Here is a 15,605-nt window from a genome sequence, read left to right as displayed (position 1 = left end):
ATTACCCCTGTTCTGGACAAAAGAGGGCGATTCTATAGTGAATTCTGTCAATAATCGATTGAGGTTTATCATTATTTCCAGTTTTATCGGGCTGATAAATCAGGCTCTTATTTTGTTATGCCGGATTTCTGACTTTGTCAGAGTAGTGGTTCAGGTGGCCTGAACACGAATAAGGTTGCACATGCTACATTGAAATAAAAAAGCAGTATAGGGATGTATCGTGTTTAATAAGCAGTTATACCTGTCAGTCGTTACAGGTTTATTAATGATCGGTGGACTATTTCCTTCAACCAGGTTGCTGGCAGTATCCTCACCGGAATATGAGCCTGTTCCATTTACTCAATATTGGAATGTTATAGCCAACCAACTTGCCGAGAGCCTCATCGCCAGAGGACGCCTTGGATCAGATTCCGTTTATGTTGATAAAAAACATACCGCTTCAGATGTTGCCCGATATCTGGAAAAACAGCTGTCAGTTTCATTGAAAAAATCCGGTGCAAACGTGACGGCTCCAACCAATGCCTTCAACATGATTGAGCTTGATATCGATGTTCGAACCCGGTCGAATGGCAGGGGAACCATGTACGCTGAGGGAGGGGATATCGACCAGTTGTGGGAGATAAAGGAATTTGGTTCTGTCTATTCAGATCAGCTTGCTCATTTAAAAATGAAACCCCTGACAATGAATCGACCAATAACCATAAATCCGATTCCAGATACCGATACAGAAGTTGTTATCACCGCTCGGGTTATGGATAGAGGCTCGATTCTGGTATCGCAAACCTATGCGTTCTATTTTTCTGCTGAACGGGCAAGTCGTGAATATAATCCTCTGTATAACGGATTAACCAGGGCAGAAGCCTTTTATGCTGATAGTGATGGCCTGTTAACAGAGCATCAGAATAGGCAGGGTGCCTTTATAAATCATCAGAAAAAACTGGATAATCAAATTCAGCAATTGATTGACAGCTATCATCTTGATGCGGATTTTTAGGGGCGTTCGCAGGTTGGCATAACATCAGCAAGCCACCCTGCGAAGAAAGCCTAAACCAACAGTTCCAGTGGCGGTTGCTCAGGCTTATAGAGCTGCCATTCACCGGCTTTCCTGGATTCAAATAGCTTCCATTCCGGGGGGGTGACCCAATTGGTTGTCACATGATAATCCGGATTTAACAACTGGATTGCCTTTCTGGCTGAGTCGATGGCAAGGAACAAATCTTTAGAGCTTTTCAGCGAACACCCTTCACCACTGGCACGGATGGTTATTGGAGAATACTCATTGTTGAGCCCTCTATTGGCAACCACGCGTTCTGTGGCAATTTGCTGGGCACGTATATGGGGCTGATTGCTGACCAGAACGATGTCTCCGGGAGTGGCTCCAGGCAGTTGTTCCAGGGCATTTAAGGCAGACACCATCGTTGCTTCGGTGTTTGGTCTGCCAGTGCTGATATTTTCCTTATTGAGGTTGAGCGTGTATTTGCCATCTTCCTGGAGAGATTGCTGATAGTATTGAACTTCTCCGGTATAAGTTACATAGATGGTTTGTTTGTTCAGAAAGCATTTCGGCTCACTTTCCTGGTCACTTTTCTGATCGCTTTCCTGATCGCTTTCCTGATCGCTTTCCTGATCGCTTTTCTGGTCAGCCTTACGGAGCATGTCCATAAGAGCCATTTGGGCGTGAGCTTCTGTGGCAATGGGGCCCAGGGTAGTTTTAAACTCTTCAACCAGTTCCTTTATGCGACCATACAGACATTCAGTGCTGGTAAGATCCTGAAGCGTGTCGACGTCGCCCAAAGGCCTTGCAGAACCGTTACAGAGCAGCAGTCCGGGCGATTTATTATCACTGTTTTGTGCAATAGCGAACTTAGGACGAAGGTGCATTCGAGGGATAGCCGCTCCCGGAATAAGAAGAACTGATTGATCAGTAAACTCAAGGGGCTCTAAATCAGCAGTCCTTAAGGGCTCAAGTACTGACCGTAGCTCTTTTTTGGCAACGTCACTCAGGTTTTCAATGACTTTAGTTTGCTCTTTGGCATTCCAGCGCTCCACTATTTTTCCCTGTTCTTCCCTGAGAATGGGGCTTTGGTGGAAATAGACGTCAAGTTGCCTGACAAGCTTAGTCAGACTTTCGTACTTTTCTGACTCCGGCAGTGCATCGAAATTGTCTGGCATTTGTAGCGAGGCGTCTGGTTCCTTTTTACCAAAGACTTTGTTCATAACTTCAACCAGATGTACTGTATCGAGGATAAAGCGCTGGCTGCCCAGAATGCATTTCTGGAGTTGTGTCAGTTCAACAGGCTGAGTGGATCTGCTCACCTCCACGTCTTCAACCGGTTTTTCATTGCCTGTTGGTGTTGATCGCAAGAGTGGGTGAGTAGATTGAACAGATAACATTACAGAATTTTCCTCTGGTTTAACGGGGGCCTGTCTGACAAATCAAAATAGATTTACCGATTCTGATTCAATAGACAGGAAATCAGAGAATAAGTTCCAATATAAGCGTTAAGAATAATCAAACATTACCCGTAACCCTGACCCGCTTACTTCCTTTTGCTGTTACCGGCTGCAGGTTTTTCCTTCTTTCTTCCAGGCGACGATCAACAATATTTTTAATGGCAATCAAAAAGCCCATAAAGACAAAGGCACCCGGGGGAAGAATGGCAAACAGGAACTGTTTGTAGTTGGCAATCACCGTAATGGTCCAGTCAGCGGCAATGGGGCCCAGCAGCAGGTCCATGCCGGAGAACAGCGTGCCCTGGCCAATCAGCTCCCGCAGTGCCCCCAGCAATACCAGAATCACGGCAAAGCCCGTACCCATCATCAAACCATCAAAAGCGGCAGGCAGTACCGGGTTTCGGGAGGCAAAGGCATCGGCCCGGCCCAGGATGATGCAGTTGGTGACAATCAACGGAATAAAAATACCCAGTATCCGATAGAGTTCGTAGGTATAAGCCTGCATCAGCAGTTCGATACAGGTGGTGAAGGAAGCAATAATCATCACAAATACGGGCAGGCGAATGGCATCGGTTACCTGGTGCCGTATCAGAGAGACGGCAACGTTGGAGCCCATCACCACCAGCATGGTCGCTATGCCCAGACCAAGCGCATTGACGACACTGCTGGAAACCCCCAGCAGAGGGCACAGGCCCAGCAGCTGGACCAGTGCCGGATTGTTTTTCCAGAGACCGTCCAGGGCAATCTTTGCGGCCTGGCTGCCAGCGGTACTCTTGTTCGCCACAGTGTCATTTGTCATCTTGAATCTCCTCGCGGACACCGGCGAGTGGGTCCAGCAATAGCTTGCGGTTTGCCTCAAAGTATTGCAGTGCGCGGTAAACCGCAGCGACAACCGCTCTTGGCGTTATCGTGGCACCGGTAAACTGGTCAAATTCACCACCGTCTTTTTTCACCCCCCAGCCTTCGCTTGCGGGGTTGCCCAGGGATTTGCCGGCAAAACCGAGAATCCAGTCGGTGACATTGCTGTTAATTTTGTCGCCAAGCCCGGGTGTCTCTTTGTGGGTGATGGCCCTGACGCCTGCCAGCGTGCCATTGTGGTTGATGCCCACCAAAAGCTCAATTCGCCCGCTATACCCGTCAGGTGCGGTGACCGGCAGTATAACGGCAGAGACCGCCCCATCATTCAGGGCAATATAGGCCTCACGTTGATCCTGGCTGGAAAGCAGGGGGGATGGTTCCAGAACAATTTTGGAATCTACCAGCACATTGTCGTGAGTATCTGCCGGTAAAATCTCCATCAATGCTTTGGCTTCATAGGCTCGAACCTGTGTCTCTATTTGTTCCTGAGTCATGATCCAGGTCACGGAAATCAGGCCTACGGTAAATACGGCAAACAGGCCAAGGCCCAGGCTATTGCGAAAAATGCTTTGCAGCAGATCATTCCTGTCGGGAGCCTTGCTGTCGGTGGTGTCTTTTAAAGGAATCTGGCCGTCACTCATGATTCAGTCCTTCTTTGGCAGGCCTTTATTGGCCTTGTGGTGGCCATAAGTGCGTGGCTGAGTGTAATAGTCGATGGTGGGGGCAGCCATATTCATCAGCAGCGTGGCAAAGGCGACACCATCCGGGTATCCACCCCAGGCACGGATGACGTAGACCATAACGCCAACACCCGCACCAAAAATCAGACGTCCTCGGTTGCTGGTTGCACCGCTGACCGGATCCGTAATGATAAAAAAAGCACCCAGCATGGTGGCACCACTGAGCAGGTGGAACAGCGGGGAACCATGACTGTCTGACCCGTTACCACTCCAGAAGAGGGTCGCCATAATGGCAATGGCGGCGAGCATCCCCACAGGGCCATGCCAGGTAAATACTTTGCGCCAGATCAGAAAGACGCCGCTGATCAGATAGGCCAGGTTGACCCACATCCAGCCACGACCAGCCATGCCATCAAATACCGGGTTGGCTTCCCACAGTTCATTGATGGTCAGGCTTTTGTTTTCGCGCAACACATCCAGTGGGGTGGCCATACTGATGGCATCAACACTCTGACCCAGGGGGAAAATAGTGAACAGGGCATCGGTCAGGCTGTTGTTATGACCTTCCAGCCCCAGTGGTGGCAGCCAGGTGGTCATTTCCTGTGGGAATGAAATCAGTACCACAACATAGCCCAGCATGGCCGGGTTAAAGGGGTTCTGACCCAGGCCGCCATAGAGATGTTTGCCAATAACCATGCCGAAGGAGACGGCGACCAGTGATAGCCACCAGGGGGCAAAGGGCGGCAATGCCAACCCCAGCAGTACGCCGGTCAACAGGGCGCTGCAATCACTCAGGTAGAAGCTCACGGACCGCTGGCGCAGTGATACCAAGGCCGCTTCGCAGCCCATCGCAACCAGGGAGCACCAGACAACATTGATCAGTGTACCCCAGCCAAAAAAGACCGTTTGTGCCATCAGACCGGGGATGGTGGCCATGATCACCAGACTCATGACCCGCTGAGTGCTGTTTTGTCCCAGCGCATGGGGTGAGGTCTCTCTTCCCCTGTGGCTGATGGACGATCTGCTATTAATCAAAGCCATTCAACGATTCCGCTCTGTTGTGTCTTTATCATGCTTCCCGGGTTTCCTCCCACGCAGAGCATGGGAACAAGGTGGCTGTAGCTGCAAGTCACGAGAGACTCTCCAGAGCCTGTTTCAGCTCAGCCGCCTTTTGTTCCGCTGCCACTAGCTGGTGTTTCAGCGTATCCTGCTCATCTTCACCGGCACTGGCGATCGCTCGCTGAAGTTTTTTCACCGCAGCGTTGGCCATGGCAGACTCGATTTTCAGCTTTTTCGCTTCATCACTTAATGGTGCTTTGGCCTTTTTTGCTGATGGCCTGGCATCCGCAGAAGGGGTTATCGCCGTTTCTACTGGAGGCTCTGAAGCTTCAGCTTCGAGGCGCTTGATGTTGGCCTGGCACGCTTCGACGGCCTGCTTGAACGACTCGGTGTTCTCATTGTTGCTCTCAACCGCTGCTGCCAGTGCGCGCTCTGCTTTTTTCAAGGCCGCTTTGGCCATGGCCAGTTCAACCTTGCGTTTCTTCTCATTGTCTGAGAGTGCCGGTTTGGCAGCTTTAACGGGCTTCTCTGCACTGTCTTTGCTGGCAGAATACTGACTGTTTTCATCAAACGCCTGCTGAAGTTTACTTACCTGCTCATTCAGCATTGCCAGATTAGACTTCAGTTGTTCAATATCTCCCCTGTCGCCTTTAAGCTCAGCAGAAGCTTCTGCGGCAGCCAGCACTCTTTCTGTCTTTTTGGCCTGAGCTTTGGCCATTGACAGCTGAATTTTCAGCTCTTTCTGTTTGGCAGAAAGCGGTCTATCAGACGCTTGCCTGGCTGACGCAGGCTCGGAGTTCCCTGCAGCAGCCGCTGCTTTTCTTGCCTTGGCCCGGGCGATAGCGGCCTGGATCGGGTCCTCTTCGGCGTTGGCGTTGCTTTCGGTTTGTTCCGTTGTTTTGGCGGCCTTCAGTTTTGCTGCCCGTTCGGCATTGGCTTTTCGTTTGGCCTCTTTCTCGGTTTTTTCCTGCTCCAGTCTGGCCAGGCGATCTTCGTAGCGCTGTTTGGAGCGCTCGGACTTGGCGTGTTTGGCTTCCTGGGTGCGAATAGCGCCTTTGGATGCCCGGTAATACTGAACCAGCGGAATAGACGACGGGCAGACAAAGGAGCAGGCACCGCACTCGATACAGTCAAATAGATTGTGGTGCATAAGTTGCTCATGGTTCTCAGCCCTGGCGTGCCAGTAAAGCTGCTGGGGCAGCAATGACGATGGACACGCTTCGGCACAGTGCCCGCAACGGATACAGGCCTGGGCATCCGGTGCTGCCGGAAACTCATCCTCCGTCGCGGCAATCAGACAGTTGGAGGTTTTGATCACCGGGATATCCATGCGATCAACACTGAAGCCCATCATGGGGCCGCCAAACACCAGCGTTGATAATTCGGACGTTTTGAGCGCCGCGTATTGCAGCAGGTCCTGAGCCAGTGTACCGATCAATACGTCTACATTTTGTGGCGCTGCCAAGGCATCACCGGTGAGGGTGGTGATGCGAGAGATCAGTGGCTTGCCGTCCACAATGGCGTCTTTGACGGCAACGGCTGTTCCCACGTTCTGAACCACCATGCCCAGATCCGCAGGCAGTTTTCCGGAAGGCACTTCCTGACCGGTAAGAATCTGGATCAGCTGTTTTTCACCACCGGAAGGGTAGATGGTGGGGAAAACGACAATGTCTATATTTTTGCCAGCCGCCGCCCTGCGCATCGCGGTGATGGCTTCCGGTTTATTATTTTCAATACCCACCAGGCACTCTTGGGCCCCCAGCATATATTGGAGGATTTCTGCGCCCTGAATCACCGCATCAGCCTTTTCCCGCATCAACATATCGTCGGCGGTAATATAGGGCTCACACTCCGTACCATTGATAATCAGGGTATTAATTGCTGTGCCGGGTGCCAGTTTGATGGCGGTAGGGAAGCCAGCGCCACCCATACCGCTGATGCCGGCATCACGCACTTTTTCTACCAGTTCAGCAGGCGACAGTTGACGATAATCCGCTACGGGGGCCAGTGGACACCATTGCTCCTGACCATCGGTTTCGAGAATGATGCACAGGTCATAAAAGCCGGAGGCATGGGGAATCGGACGGTTCTCAATGGCGGTAACAGTGCCCGAGGTGGGGGCATGCAACGCGGCGCTGACAAAGCCGGACGCTTTGGCAATCATCTGGCCTTTGAGTACTTTGTCCCCCACGCGGATCAGCGGATCAGCAGGCAAACCGGCGTGTTGCGACAATGGCAGCACCAGTGTTTCAGGCAGAGGCGGAACACTAACAGGGCGGCTGGTTGACTGATGCTTGTTTTCTTCCGGGTGAACCCCGCCGGTCAGTGGCCAGATTTTGCGTTCAGAACTTGCTATCAGCTGGCTCCCGGCCACAGGGCTCTGTAGGTCCTGGTGTGGGCTTTTTGCGATTGCGTTCATACGGTCTGCCCCCTGAGGTCAGTGGCAATCAAACCAGCCTTGCCATGATTCGGCTGGGGCAGCGCCCAGCGCCATGTCCTGACCGTGATATCCACAGGACGCATTTCGATACAGTCAACAGGGCAGGGCTCAACACAGAGATCGCAACCGGTACACTCATCGGAAATTACCGTATGCATCTGTTTGGCGGCACCCAGGATGGCGTCCACCGGGCAGGCCTGAATGCACTTGGTACAACCGATACACTCCGCTTCCCGGATAAAGGCAACTTTGGTGACCGACTCCTGCCCATGTTCCGCATCCAGCGGCTCAGGCTCTACATCCAGCAGGTCCGCCAGTGTGTTGATGGTTGCCTGACCACCGGGCGGGCACTTATTGATGGCATCACCATTGGCAATGGCTTCCGCATAAGGGCGACACCCCGGATAACCGCACTGGCCGCACTGGGTCTGGGGCAGAATTTCATTAATCTGGTCAACAATCGGGTTGCCTTCCACCCTAAAACGGATAGCAGCAAAACCGAGAATCGCCCCGAAAATCAAGGCAAGAGCCAGCAGGGCTCCAATGGCGTAAAGAACAATGTCCATGGACTAACGCAACCGCTCCTTCAGCTTTTTATCACGTCTGGCATTTCTCATCATGGTTTGAAATCCTGCACTCACAGTTTGATCAGCCCGGTAAAACCCATAAATGCCAACGACATCAGACCGGCGCTGATCATACCGATAGCCGCCCCTCTGAATGGTGTTGGTACATCCGCTGCGGCGATACGCTCACGCATGGCGGAAAACAGCACCAGTACCAGGGAAAAACCGGCCGCCGCACCAAAACCGTAGGTGGCGGAATCCACCAGGGAGCTGTCCATGCGGTTGGTGTTCAGCAGGGCAACCCCGAGTACCGCACAGTTTGTGGTAATCAGTGGCAGGAACACGCCCAGCACCTTATGCAGCAGCGGGCTGGTTTTGCGCACCACCATCTCGGTGAATTGCACCACCACGGCAATCACCAGAATGAATGAGATGGTTTTCAGGAACTCCAGGTTCAGTGGCAATAGGATGTACTTATACGTTAGATAGCTGCAGATAGAGGCCAGTGTCAGCACAAAGGTGGTGGCCATTGACATACCCATGGCTGATTCCAGCTTGTTGGACACGCCCATAAAAGGACACAACCCAAGGAATTGGACCAGTACAAAGTTGTTGACCAGTATGGCGCTGACCAGAATCAGTATCAGTTCGCTCATTGGTTTTCCTGCTGCAATGCCTGGCTCTTAAGAGGCTGTCTGAGAATAGCGCCCGTAGCGAGGATGGCAGAAAATTGAGGATAAAAATTCCGTTTTTTGAGGTGAATAGTGGTTCTATTTGCCGAACAAAACGGAATTTTTAGACCAATTTGCTGCCACCGCAGTAGGGCAGTCTATTCTCAGACAGCCTCTTAGAGCCAGCCGATCAAAAATGCGGTTGGATACCTGATGGAAGGCGTCAAGTATATATTTCCGGAAAAAGCAGATAAATCATGTTTAAAGATGCAAATCGAATAACGATAGGCCGGTAACCGGTTTGGATGCTTTTTTCGGAGGACTCATTGAGTCTTAAATGAACAGCCTCCTGGCTCAGGAGTCGGGGATTATAACGCCACAACAGGCCGGATGCATGTAGTGATGCCTCTAATGGGGCTGACGAATACCGAATAACAGTCAACGAATGCTGTTTTCTCATCAATAAGCCTTTTCAGATCAGCTATCATAATTATCTGCACGTCAATACATCCGCACCCGGTTCACCACAAGTCGGTGGACTGAAATCCCAACATATACTCCATCAGGAGTCCTGCCATGAATAAACCATTGGTCGTTATTACCGGAGCCAGCTCTGGTATTGGTGAAGCCGTTGCCAGGGCCATGAGTCAGCTTGGACATCCATTGTTATTACTGGCCAGAAGGGCCGAGCGCCTGGAGGCCCTTGATCTGACTGACGCACTTTGCCGACGAGTGGATGTGACGGATCGTGATGCCCTGAAACTGGTTATCGAAGAAGCCGAGTCTCGCTATGGACCGACAGACTGTCTTATCAACAATGCCGGGCTAATGCAGCTGGGTCGTGCCGATGAACAGGATCCTGCCGAGTGGGATAACATGGTTGATGTGAATATCAAAGGTGTTTTGAATGGCATCCATGCCGTTGCCGGTCAGATGAAAGCCAGAAAAGGGGGTACCATCTTCAATATCAGTTCAGTGGCCGGTATCAAAAGTTTTCCAAACCATATGGCCTATTGTGGCACCAAGTTTGCCGTGCACGGTTTATCTGAAACCCTGAGAGAAGAGCTGGCTGACGACAGTGTACGGGTGGTAACCATCGCACCGGGAGCGGTAGAAACTGAGCTGCTGAGCCATACAACATCCAGTGAAATCAAGGAGGGCTATGAGCAGTGGAAGCACGGCATGGGCGGCGTTATTACGGCAGAGGATATTGCCCGTTGTATTACCTTTGTGTATCAGCAGCCGCAAAATGTCTGTATCCGTGAACTGGTAGTGACGGCTACCCGACAAACGGCGTAGAGGATTTAAGCTCTGACAGGCACCTGATTCCGACGACCCCGGGGTTGTCGCGAACATGTTGCAAATGGTCTTGATAAAAGTCGGCTTGCATGTGCATTCATAATGCATGCAAGCCAACTCGAGTCCTCAAATGAGGTTACGTAGTTAACCAAATGGAATCCTATTTTGTGACTTAGTGGACAGGTAATTGAAACTGTCCAGTGTTGTACTGTTCTTGAAGTCTACGGGCGATCTCTGCATCCTCACCCTCTTGTTCAGCCTTGATTCTTATTTGCCTTTGCAGATTTACTTGCTCAAAGAGTGCAATGCGCTCATTTTTCAACTGGACAATTAGCCGTTGCTCTTCTTTTAATGCTTTTAATTGATCCTGGTATTCATTGTATTCCTGCTCGTACCTTCTACAGGATTCAGCTATGGCAGCCTTGTCATGGTTCCGGGGATTAAGCAGGTTTAGAATACAGGAAGCGTACAAAGTGCTATTTCCAGAGAGATTTTCAGTATAATGCCAATGAATAAAGGCTTGTTCGACCTTTTTCATTTCTTTCGGAAGATCTTTAAGGTTTTTATTGTAAATCTGTTCAAGTTGTTGGTAAGGCCAGCTCAGTCTGAATTTTAAAAGCGTATTATAAGGATCATCTTTTACAGGAGTGTGTTGATCGCAGTACTGTTTTAATTGTTTTTCCACATCAAATGACTCTTTAATAGCTTTGATAAATGATTGACCCATTTCCCACTTCACGATCGCGCAGTCTGGCGACAGGCGAGTATGTTCAACCCATGGGATATCATCAGGTTTCCAGTTGCCAATATGCTTATCACACCGATCACAATAAACTGAGTCACTATGTTTACTGTAGGAAAATCCCGCATCAGCCAATTCCCTCGGAGTATGATGGGGGAAGTTCTTCTCAAAGCCCTTGAATGTGGCTGCTTTGGCCATCAGCATATCAGCTCGTTGAGAAGGGCTTGGCGTGTTCCCGTGGGGAAGCTGGGTATAAACATGCCCGGAAGGTGCATGATGTGATTGACGGGTATGCAGATCTCTTGGCTCAAACGGCGTGCCGGGAGGCGCATGAATTACCAGTAATCCCTCAACCGGTGCATAACAACGAAGACCAGTAAATGAGTTGCCCGCCAAAGGGTTACGGGAGTGGGCCGGTGTATGGCTCTCTTCCCCGGGTTCTCTTGGTAGAAGAGGGTATTCACGCTGTGGGGCTCGAAGAACATTCGGGTTAAGCCAACGACATTCCATATTTAAATCCGTCCAGAGTTATATTTGTTACTAACTATCAGACCAGTTTTTTACAGGGAAGTTCCCTCTGGCTAATTCAATTACTTCCGGCGTTGGGATGCACCGGTGCAGCCCTGCGTTCATCAAAAAGGTGTTGAATGGTCAGAACGGGATGTTTAAGTAGCATGCGAGGGCCAGCCCATTTCATCACTTCGCGAATTTGTCGGCGTTGCTCCGGTTTGTAGCAGTGGATTTGGCAGTTAGCGCAGGTGGGTTTTTCGACCCCATAAATACAGCGTTCAAGCCGTCGCTTGCTGAATGCCAGCAGAGAGAGGCATTCATTGCACAAGGTGGGGTGCTGGTGATGGTGGTGGCAGTAAAGCTCAATCATGCGAGTGACGGTAAAATATTCACGGGTCAGCCTGGGGTGATCTTTCAGGCGGCCTTTGAGAGCGAGGGGCATAAACAACGTAACCTTCTCTGTTTATAGGAGGCCATCCTCCCATAATCCGCCTTGATTGCCAAATCAGGCCTTCGAAAATAGCACTGACGAGGTCTGATGGCCATTGAGAACCAGCCCATACGTGTCATTTATACCAGTCGACCTGTGACAAAACTGAACTTTTCCCAAGAAATTATTTCTATTACTCAAGTACTGAACAAATTTGCTCAGCCCATTAAAATATTCACTTGAGTCAGTAATTATGCAAACCACTATCAGTAGCTGCCACAATACCCCTTCTACACCAGAGCCTCAGGCTGCAGGCCAGTCATTACCAGAGAACATTACTGTTAACCCCAGCGCTGTAAAGGAGACTGTTTCACGATATATCATCGAACATCAAAAAATCCCCTTGTCCTTAAGAACTGTATTAAAACTGACAAACGAAGCCTGCCTCTCGCTGCTCAAAAAAATTCCTTCAGGTGGAACAGAGTCAGAAAAAAAAGAAGCAATTCATCGTATGGTTGAAGAAATGATCTATCCCGGCCTGCCCAGTGTTAAGCTTCAGGCAATTGATGATTTATTTAAGCGCCTCTCCCTGGTAGCAAAGAAGCTTGAATATAAAGATATCCATACCAGTGAGTTTATCCATCGACGGGAAGTATCGGAGGCAAGCAATGAATCACTAACCTGTGTTAAATTGGGGTACCTGAGTTTTAATGTTTATGACGAAATTGACAGCATAAAATCCCGTATAAAGGTGATCAACAAGGTTACTCAATGGGTGTGCGACTATCTGCAAAAACTGCCGGACAGTCGGGTAACTTTTATATCCATGGGGGCTGGAGCATTGTTGATGGAGCAGCTGATTCACCAGCAAATCACCAAGAGCGGGGTATCAGATAAAAAAATTGCCTGGCGCTGTATAGATATTGATTACGACGAGGGTTCTTCTCGTTCCCCGGTGACTTCACCGACCCTTAAAAATGTCAGAAAACAGTTTATAGAGGGAAAAAATGTCCGGTTTTTTACTACAGCAACCACCTACCTGAACAAAACGTTAAATGGTCAGCAACTCCGGACCACAGATAAAGAAAATAGTGCGATTGTCATTTTAGAATTTAACCCGCCCACACCCACTCATGGCAACAGTCAAGAAACATCTTGTAATACTGGCGGATATATAGTGTCAGGCGCACGCTGTGAGATTGCCAAGGCAAATTCTGTTTTCTTATTAATTGGAGCAGAAGATCAACATTCAGATCTTGAAGAGTTTGTTCGTAAACTTGATTCTTCAAAGGTATGGATGAGTTCATCAATGCAATTCATTAAAGTTTCAATAAATGTCTCAGGTGAGCCGGAAGTTTACCTTTCAGAATTCTATAAAGAGCGTTGTGAAGAACTCGGCTTGAAGTTCAAAAGCATTGTGTTATTTCATTTGAATCAACAAAAGACTACCGATTCCCCAATCATCAGGGCTGAAAAGGCACTCAATGAACTAAAAGAATTCATTCTCCATACTGGCTGGTCTGCACAGATGTTTCCATATTCAGAATACAGTGACAGCGTTGATCAACTCACCAGACACTTTTACAGCGGGCAACAAGACAGTATTGATCGGTCTCCCGGGGCGTTGTTCAAACTGCAAAACAAACAGATAACCATCACCGATAGTGCAGGTTTCGCAGCTTTGAGCAGTCAAGGTTCCGTATAGAAGAGAACCGGGGCTTCTCTCCATTAAAGACAAAGTCAGCTCAACCGGGCCTGTTGACGCTTTGCGAGTAAGCACCGAAACGTCAACAGGTCCTTTTGAGCGTTTTCACTTTAGTGTTATGTGCTGTTATGCTCCCGCCCACCGTTATAAAAAAATTGTCGGTTTGTACAATATCTGTGCAATTAAATGGGAAGCAAAAGATGTCTGAGACGGTTAGCCGTGAATTGCTTGAAAAGGCCAAATTAAATCAGGAAACCTCATTAATAGCCTGGTCTGAACTGCTGCGTTACTTTGCCCGGGGGGTTGTGCTGCAAGTGGATGATTCGCTGGACCTGATTGATGTTGGCTATCAGATCTCGGAAGACAATAAATCAGCAGTAGAAGCCTGGGTTGAACAGGGTGTCCTGGGGGCGGTCAGCGATAAGCAGGCCCAGTCCTGGGTTACCGATAATCGTGATCTGTGGGCGGTTGTGGTTCGCCCCTGGGTACTGGTGCAGGAAAGAGAGCAGGAAAGACGGTAGGTGCTGTGTCGAAAAAAAGGGATCAGCAACCTTTCACTGAAAGCTATCTTGTTGATACCTTTTTCATTTTTTTTGCTGACAGCTTTTGCTGGCCTCTGTTGAACTTAATTGCTGATTGATGGTCTTAACAAGGAGATTGCCTCGAAAGGAACTTCCAAAATGAACCCTACCCTTGGATCGTCATTCAGTCTTCCCTTTGCGCAAATGGTTGCCAAAAAAGACGCAGCTTGCCAAACCAAATGTTGTGGCCAGGTGCCAACGGCCAACGGCAGGGCTGTCGATTTCGCACAACCCAGCGAATCGGTTTGTCCGGACATTGGCGCGGAAAATAATATCACGACAGAGAAATCCCTGTCTGATTACGGCGTACAGTTTGTCAGTAAGACCCTGCGGGACAGCAATATGCTGTTTCGCAGTGTGGCCGGGTTCGCCTCTCACCATGCTCCGGTCATAGGGCAGGGGCTGATGTTTCTGGCGACAATGCCTGCCCAGGCCGGTGCATACCCAGTGAGTACCAGCCCGGCATTCAATAATGGGGCAAACGCCGCAGGTACCCCGTACACGCCATCCTTAGCGTACCCAACGACAAACCTGACCACGACCTCTAATCCTACCTCCGATTCCGATGACGTTCATTTACTCTTGGGTCTTATGTTCGGTGCAATACCCCTTACTTGTGTCCTTATGGGTGTTTATGGCTACTGTAGCGGGGCCTATAGCAGCTATAAGCAACTCAAGCGTGACAACCCGCATGCATTAAACCGCCATGCCCTTCAAGCTGCACTCAAAGACCCATGGTATGCCCACGGAGCTGAGTATCGCCAAGCGTGTGACAGGCTTGTCCTTCCTGACCCGACCCAAAGTCCCCCTGAGCCAGCTACCCGTGAGAAAGCAACACAAACAATCTGTGAGAAGGCAACACAGACGGAACCCGTAATTGATGAATCAGCACCACAAGGTTATCAACCACCAACCTATGCAGAAGCAATAACTTTCTCGGTTAGATAAGATGGGCAACTGACCAGGTGATCGTTCACCAGCCCCATTGCCTGCATATAGGCATAACAGATCGTGCTGCCAACAAAACTAAAACCGCGTTTTTTCAGACCGTCACTCATGCGGTCTGAAATATCGCTGGTGGCTGGTACGTCACTCATGGATTGTCGCTGGTTGATGATGGGCTGATGGTTTACAAACGACCACAGATAATGGCTGAAGCTGCCAAATTCCTCCTGCACCCGGATAAACGCCCTGGCATTGTTAATGGCGCTCCGAATTTTCAGCCGGTTGCGGATAATGCCTTTGTCCTGCATCAGCTTTTCAATATCCAGGTCTGTCATTCTGGCCACTTGTTGAACGTCAAATTGATGAAATGCTTTCCGGTAGCCTTCTCGGCGCTTCAGGATGGTGATCCAGCTCAGACCTGCCTGGGCACCTTCAAGAATCAGGAATTCAAAGAGTTTCTGGTCGTTATGACAGGGAACGCCCCACTCTTCGTCATGGTATCGGGTGTAGAGTTCATTGCCATGACACCAGCTGCATCGAGAATCACTCAAGATAAAAAACTCCTTTTGTCAGACACTTGCCAACAGGGCTAGTTTGCCAATTACATCAGATAGTGCATTTATTTGCAGTTTTCTGGCTACCAGCAACAATGGCAGTTAAGATAG

General features: G+C 49.6%; 15 protein-coding genes. 5 read left to right on the top strand and 10 right to left on the bottom strand.

Translation table 11 applies throughout. The features are described from left to right. Window positions 1-265: 265 nt before the first annotated feature. Complete coding sequence (locus J7438_RS07275; protein ID WP_209276030.1) at window positions 266-994, top strand: hypothetical protein; 729 nt, start codon at window positions 266-268, stop codon at window positions 992-994. Between the two features lie 50 nt (window positions 995-1,044). On the opposite strand, the gene J7438_RS07270 is transcribed toward J7438_RS07275, so the two are convergent. The 7 genes from J7438_RS07270 to rsxA all read right to left on the bottom strand — a co-directional run bounded on the left by J7438_RS07270 (window position 1,045) and on the right by rsxA (window position 8,713). After that, entirely contained in the window at window positions 1,045-2,394 is a 1,350-nt protein-coding gene (locus J7438_RS07270; RefSeq protein ID WP_209276029.1) for a hypothetical protein, read from the bottom strand. 118 nt (window positions 2,395-2,512) lie between these two features. After that, window positions 2,513-3,253, bottom strand: a complete 741-nt coding sequence (locus J7438_RS07265) for an electron transport complex subunit E (protein WP_209276028.1) — start codon at window positions 3,251-3,253, stop codon at window positions 2,513-2,515. After that, entirely contained in the window at window positions 3,243-3,953 is a 711-nt protein-coding gene (gene rsxG, locus J7438_RS07260; protein WP_209201351.1) for an electron transport complex subunit RsxG, read from the bottom strand. The genes J7438_RS07265 and rsxG overlap by 11 nt, the downstream gene beginning before the upstream one ends. Window positions 3,954-3,956: 3 nt before the next feature. Then, window positions 3,957-5,033 (bottom strand): electron transport complex subunit RsxD, encoded by a 1,077-nt coding sequence (gene rsxD / locus J7438_RS07255; protein WP_209276027.1) that lies wholly within the window; start codon window positions 5,031-5,033, stop codon window positions 3,957-3,959. An 88-nt stretch (window positions 5,034-5,121) separates the two neighbouring features. Then, a complete protein-coding gene (gene rsxC / locus J7438_RS07250; protein ID WP_209276026.1) occupies window positions 5,122-7,470 on the bottom strand; it encodes an electron transport complex subunit RsxC in 2,349 nt (782 codons plus the stop codon). Further along, window positions 7,467-8,057: an electron transport complex subunit RsxB gene (gene rsxB / locus J7438_RS07245; protein WP_209276025.1), complete on the bottom strand. Its 591-nt coding sequence runs from the start codon at window positions 8,055-8,057 to the stop codon at window positions 7,467-7,469. Before rsxB ends, rsxC begins: the two co-directional genes overlap by 4 nt. A gap of 71 nt (window positions 8,058-8,128) precedes the next feature. After that, entirely contained in the window at window positions 8,129-8,713 is a 585-nt protein-coding gene (rsxA, locus tag J7438_RS07240; protein ID WP_020581588.1) for an electron transport complex subunit RsxA, read from the bottom strand. Between the two features lie 591 nt (window positions 8,714-9,304). Between rsxA and J7438_RS07235 the strand changes: the two genes are divergently transcribed. Then, complete coding sequence (locus J7438_RS07235; RefSeq protein ID WP_209201348.1) at window positions 9,305-10,027, top strand: SDR family oxidoreductase; 723 nt, start codon at window positions 9,305-9,307, stop codon at window positions 10,025-10,027. Window positions 10,028-10,199: 172 nt separating this feature from the next. On the opposite strand, the gene J7438_RS07230 is transcribed toward J7438_RS07235, so the two are convergent. Both J7438_RS07230 and J7438_RS07225 read right to left on the bottom strand, forming a co-directional pair. Beyond that, window positions 10,200-11,165, bottom strand: a complete 966-nt coding sequence (locus tag J7438_RS07230) for a hypothetical protein (RefSeq protein WP_209276024.1) — start codon at window positions 11,163-11,165, stop codon at window positions 10,200-10,202. A 190-nt stretch (window positions 11,166-11,355) separates the two neighbouring features. Beyond that, complete coding sequence (locus J7438_RS07225) at window positions 11,356-11,721, bottom strand: nitrous oxide-stimulated promoter family protein (protein WP_209276023.1); 366 nt, start codon at window positions 11,719-11,721, stop codon at window positions 11,356-11,358. Between the two features lie 241 nt (window positions 11,722-11,962). On the opposite strand from J7438_RS07225, the gene J7438_RS07220 reads away from it, so the two are divergent. The 3 genes from J7438_RS07220 (at window position 11,963) to J7438_RS07210 (ending at window position 14,943) form a co-directional block, all read left to right on the top strand. After that, complete coding sequence (locus J7438_RS07220; RefSeq protein ID WP_209276022.1) at window positions 11,963-13,414, top strand: hypothetical protein; 1,452 nt, start codon at window positions 11,963-11,965, stop codon at window positions 13,412-13,414. A 200-nt stretch (window positions 13,415-13,614) separates the two neighbouring features. Next, window positions 13,615-13,935 (top strand): DUF2288 domain-containing protein, encoded by a 321-nt coding sequence (locus J7438_RS07215; protein ID WP_209276021.1) that lies wholly within the window; start codon window positions 13,615-13,617, stop codon window positions 13,933-13,935. 159 nt (window positions 13,936-14,094) lie between these two features. Beyond that, window positions 14,095-14,943, top strand: coding sequence for a hypothetical protein (locus tag J7438_RS07210; protein ID WP_209276020.1), 849 nt, complete (start codon window positions 14,095-14,097; stop codon window positions 14,941-14,943). Here J7438_RS07210 and J7438_RS07205 read toward each other — a convergent pair. Then, window positions 14,910-15,491, bottom strand: a complete 582-nt coding sequence (locus J7438_RS07205) for a DNA-3-methyladenine glycosylase I (protein WP_209276019.1) — start codon at window positions 15,489-15,491, stop codon at window positions 14,910-14,912. The genes J7438_RS07210 and J7438_RS07205 overlap by 34 nt on opposite strands. Between the last annotated feature and the right edge of the window lie 114 nt (window positions 15,492-15,605).

It is taken from the genome of Thalassotalea sp. G20_0 (assembly GCF_017744175.1).
Lineage (GTDB): Bacteria > Pseudomonadota > Gammaproteobacteria > Pseudomonadales > Endozoicomonadaceae > Endozoicomonas.
Note: the sequence above shows the minus strand (reverse complement) of the source record. Positions and strands in the feature narration are given on the sequence as shown.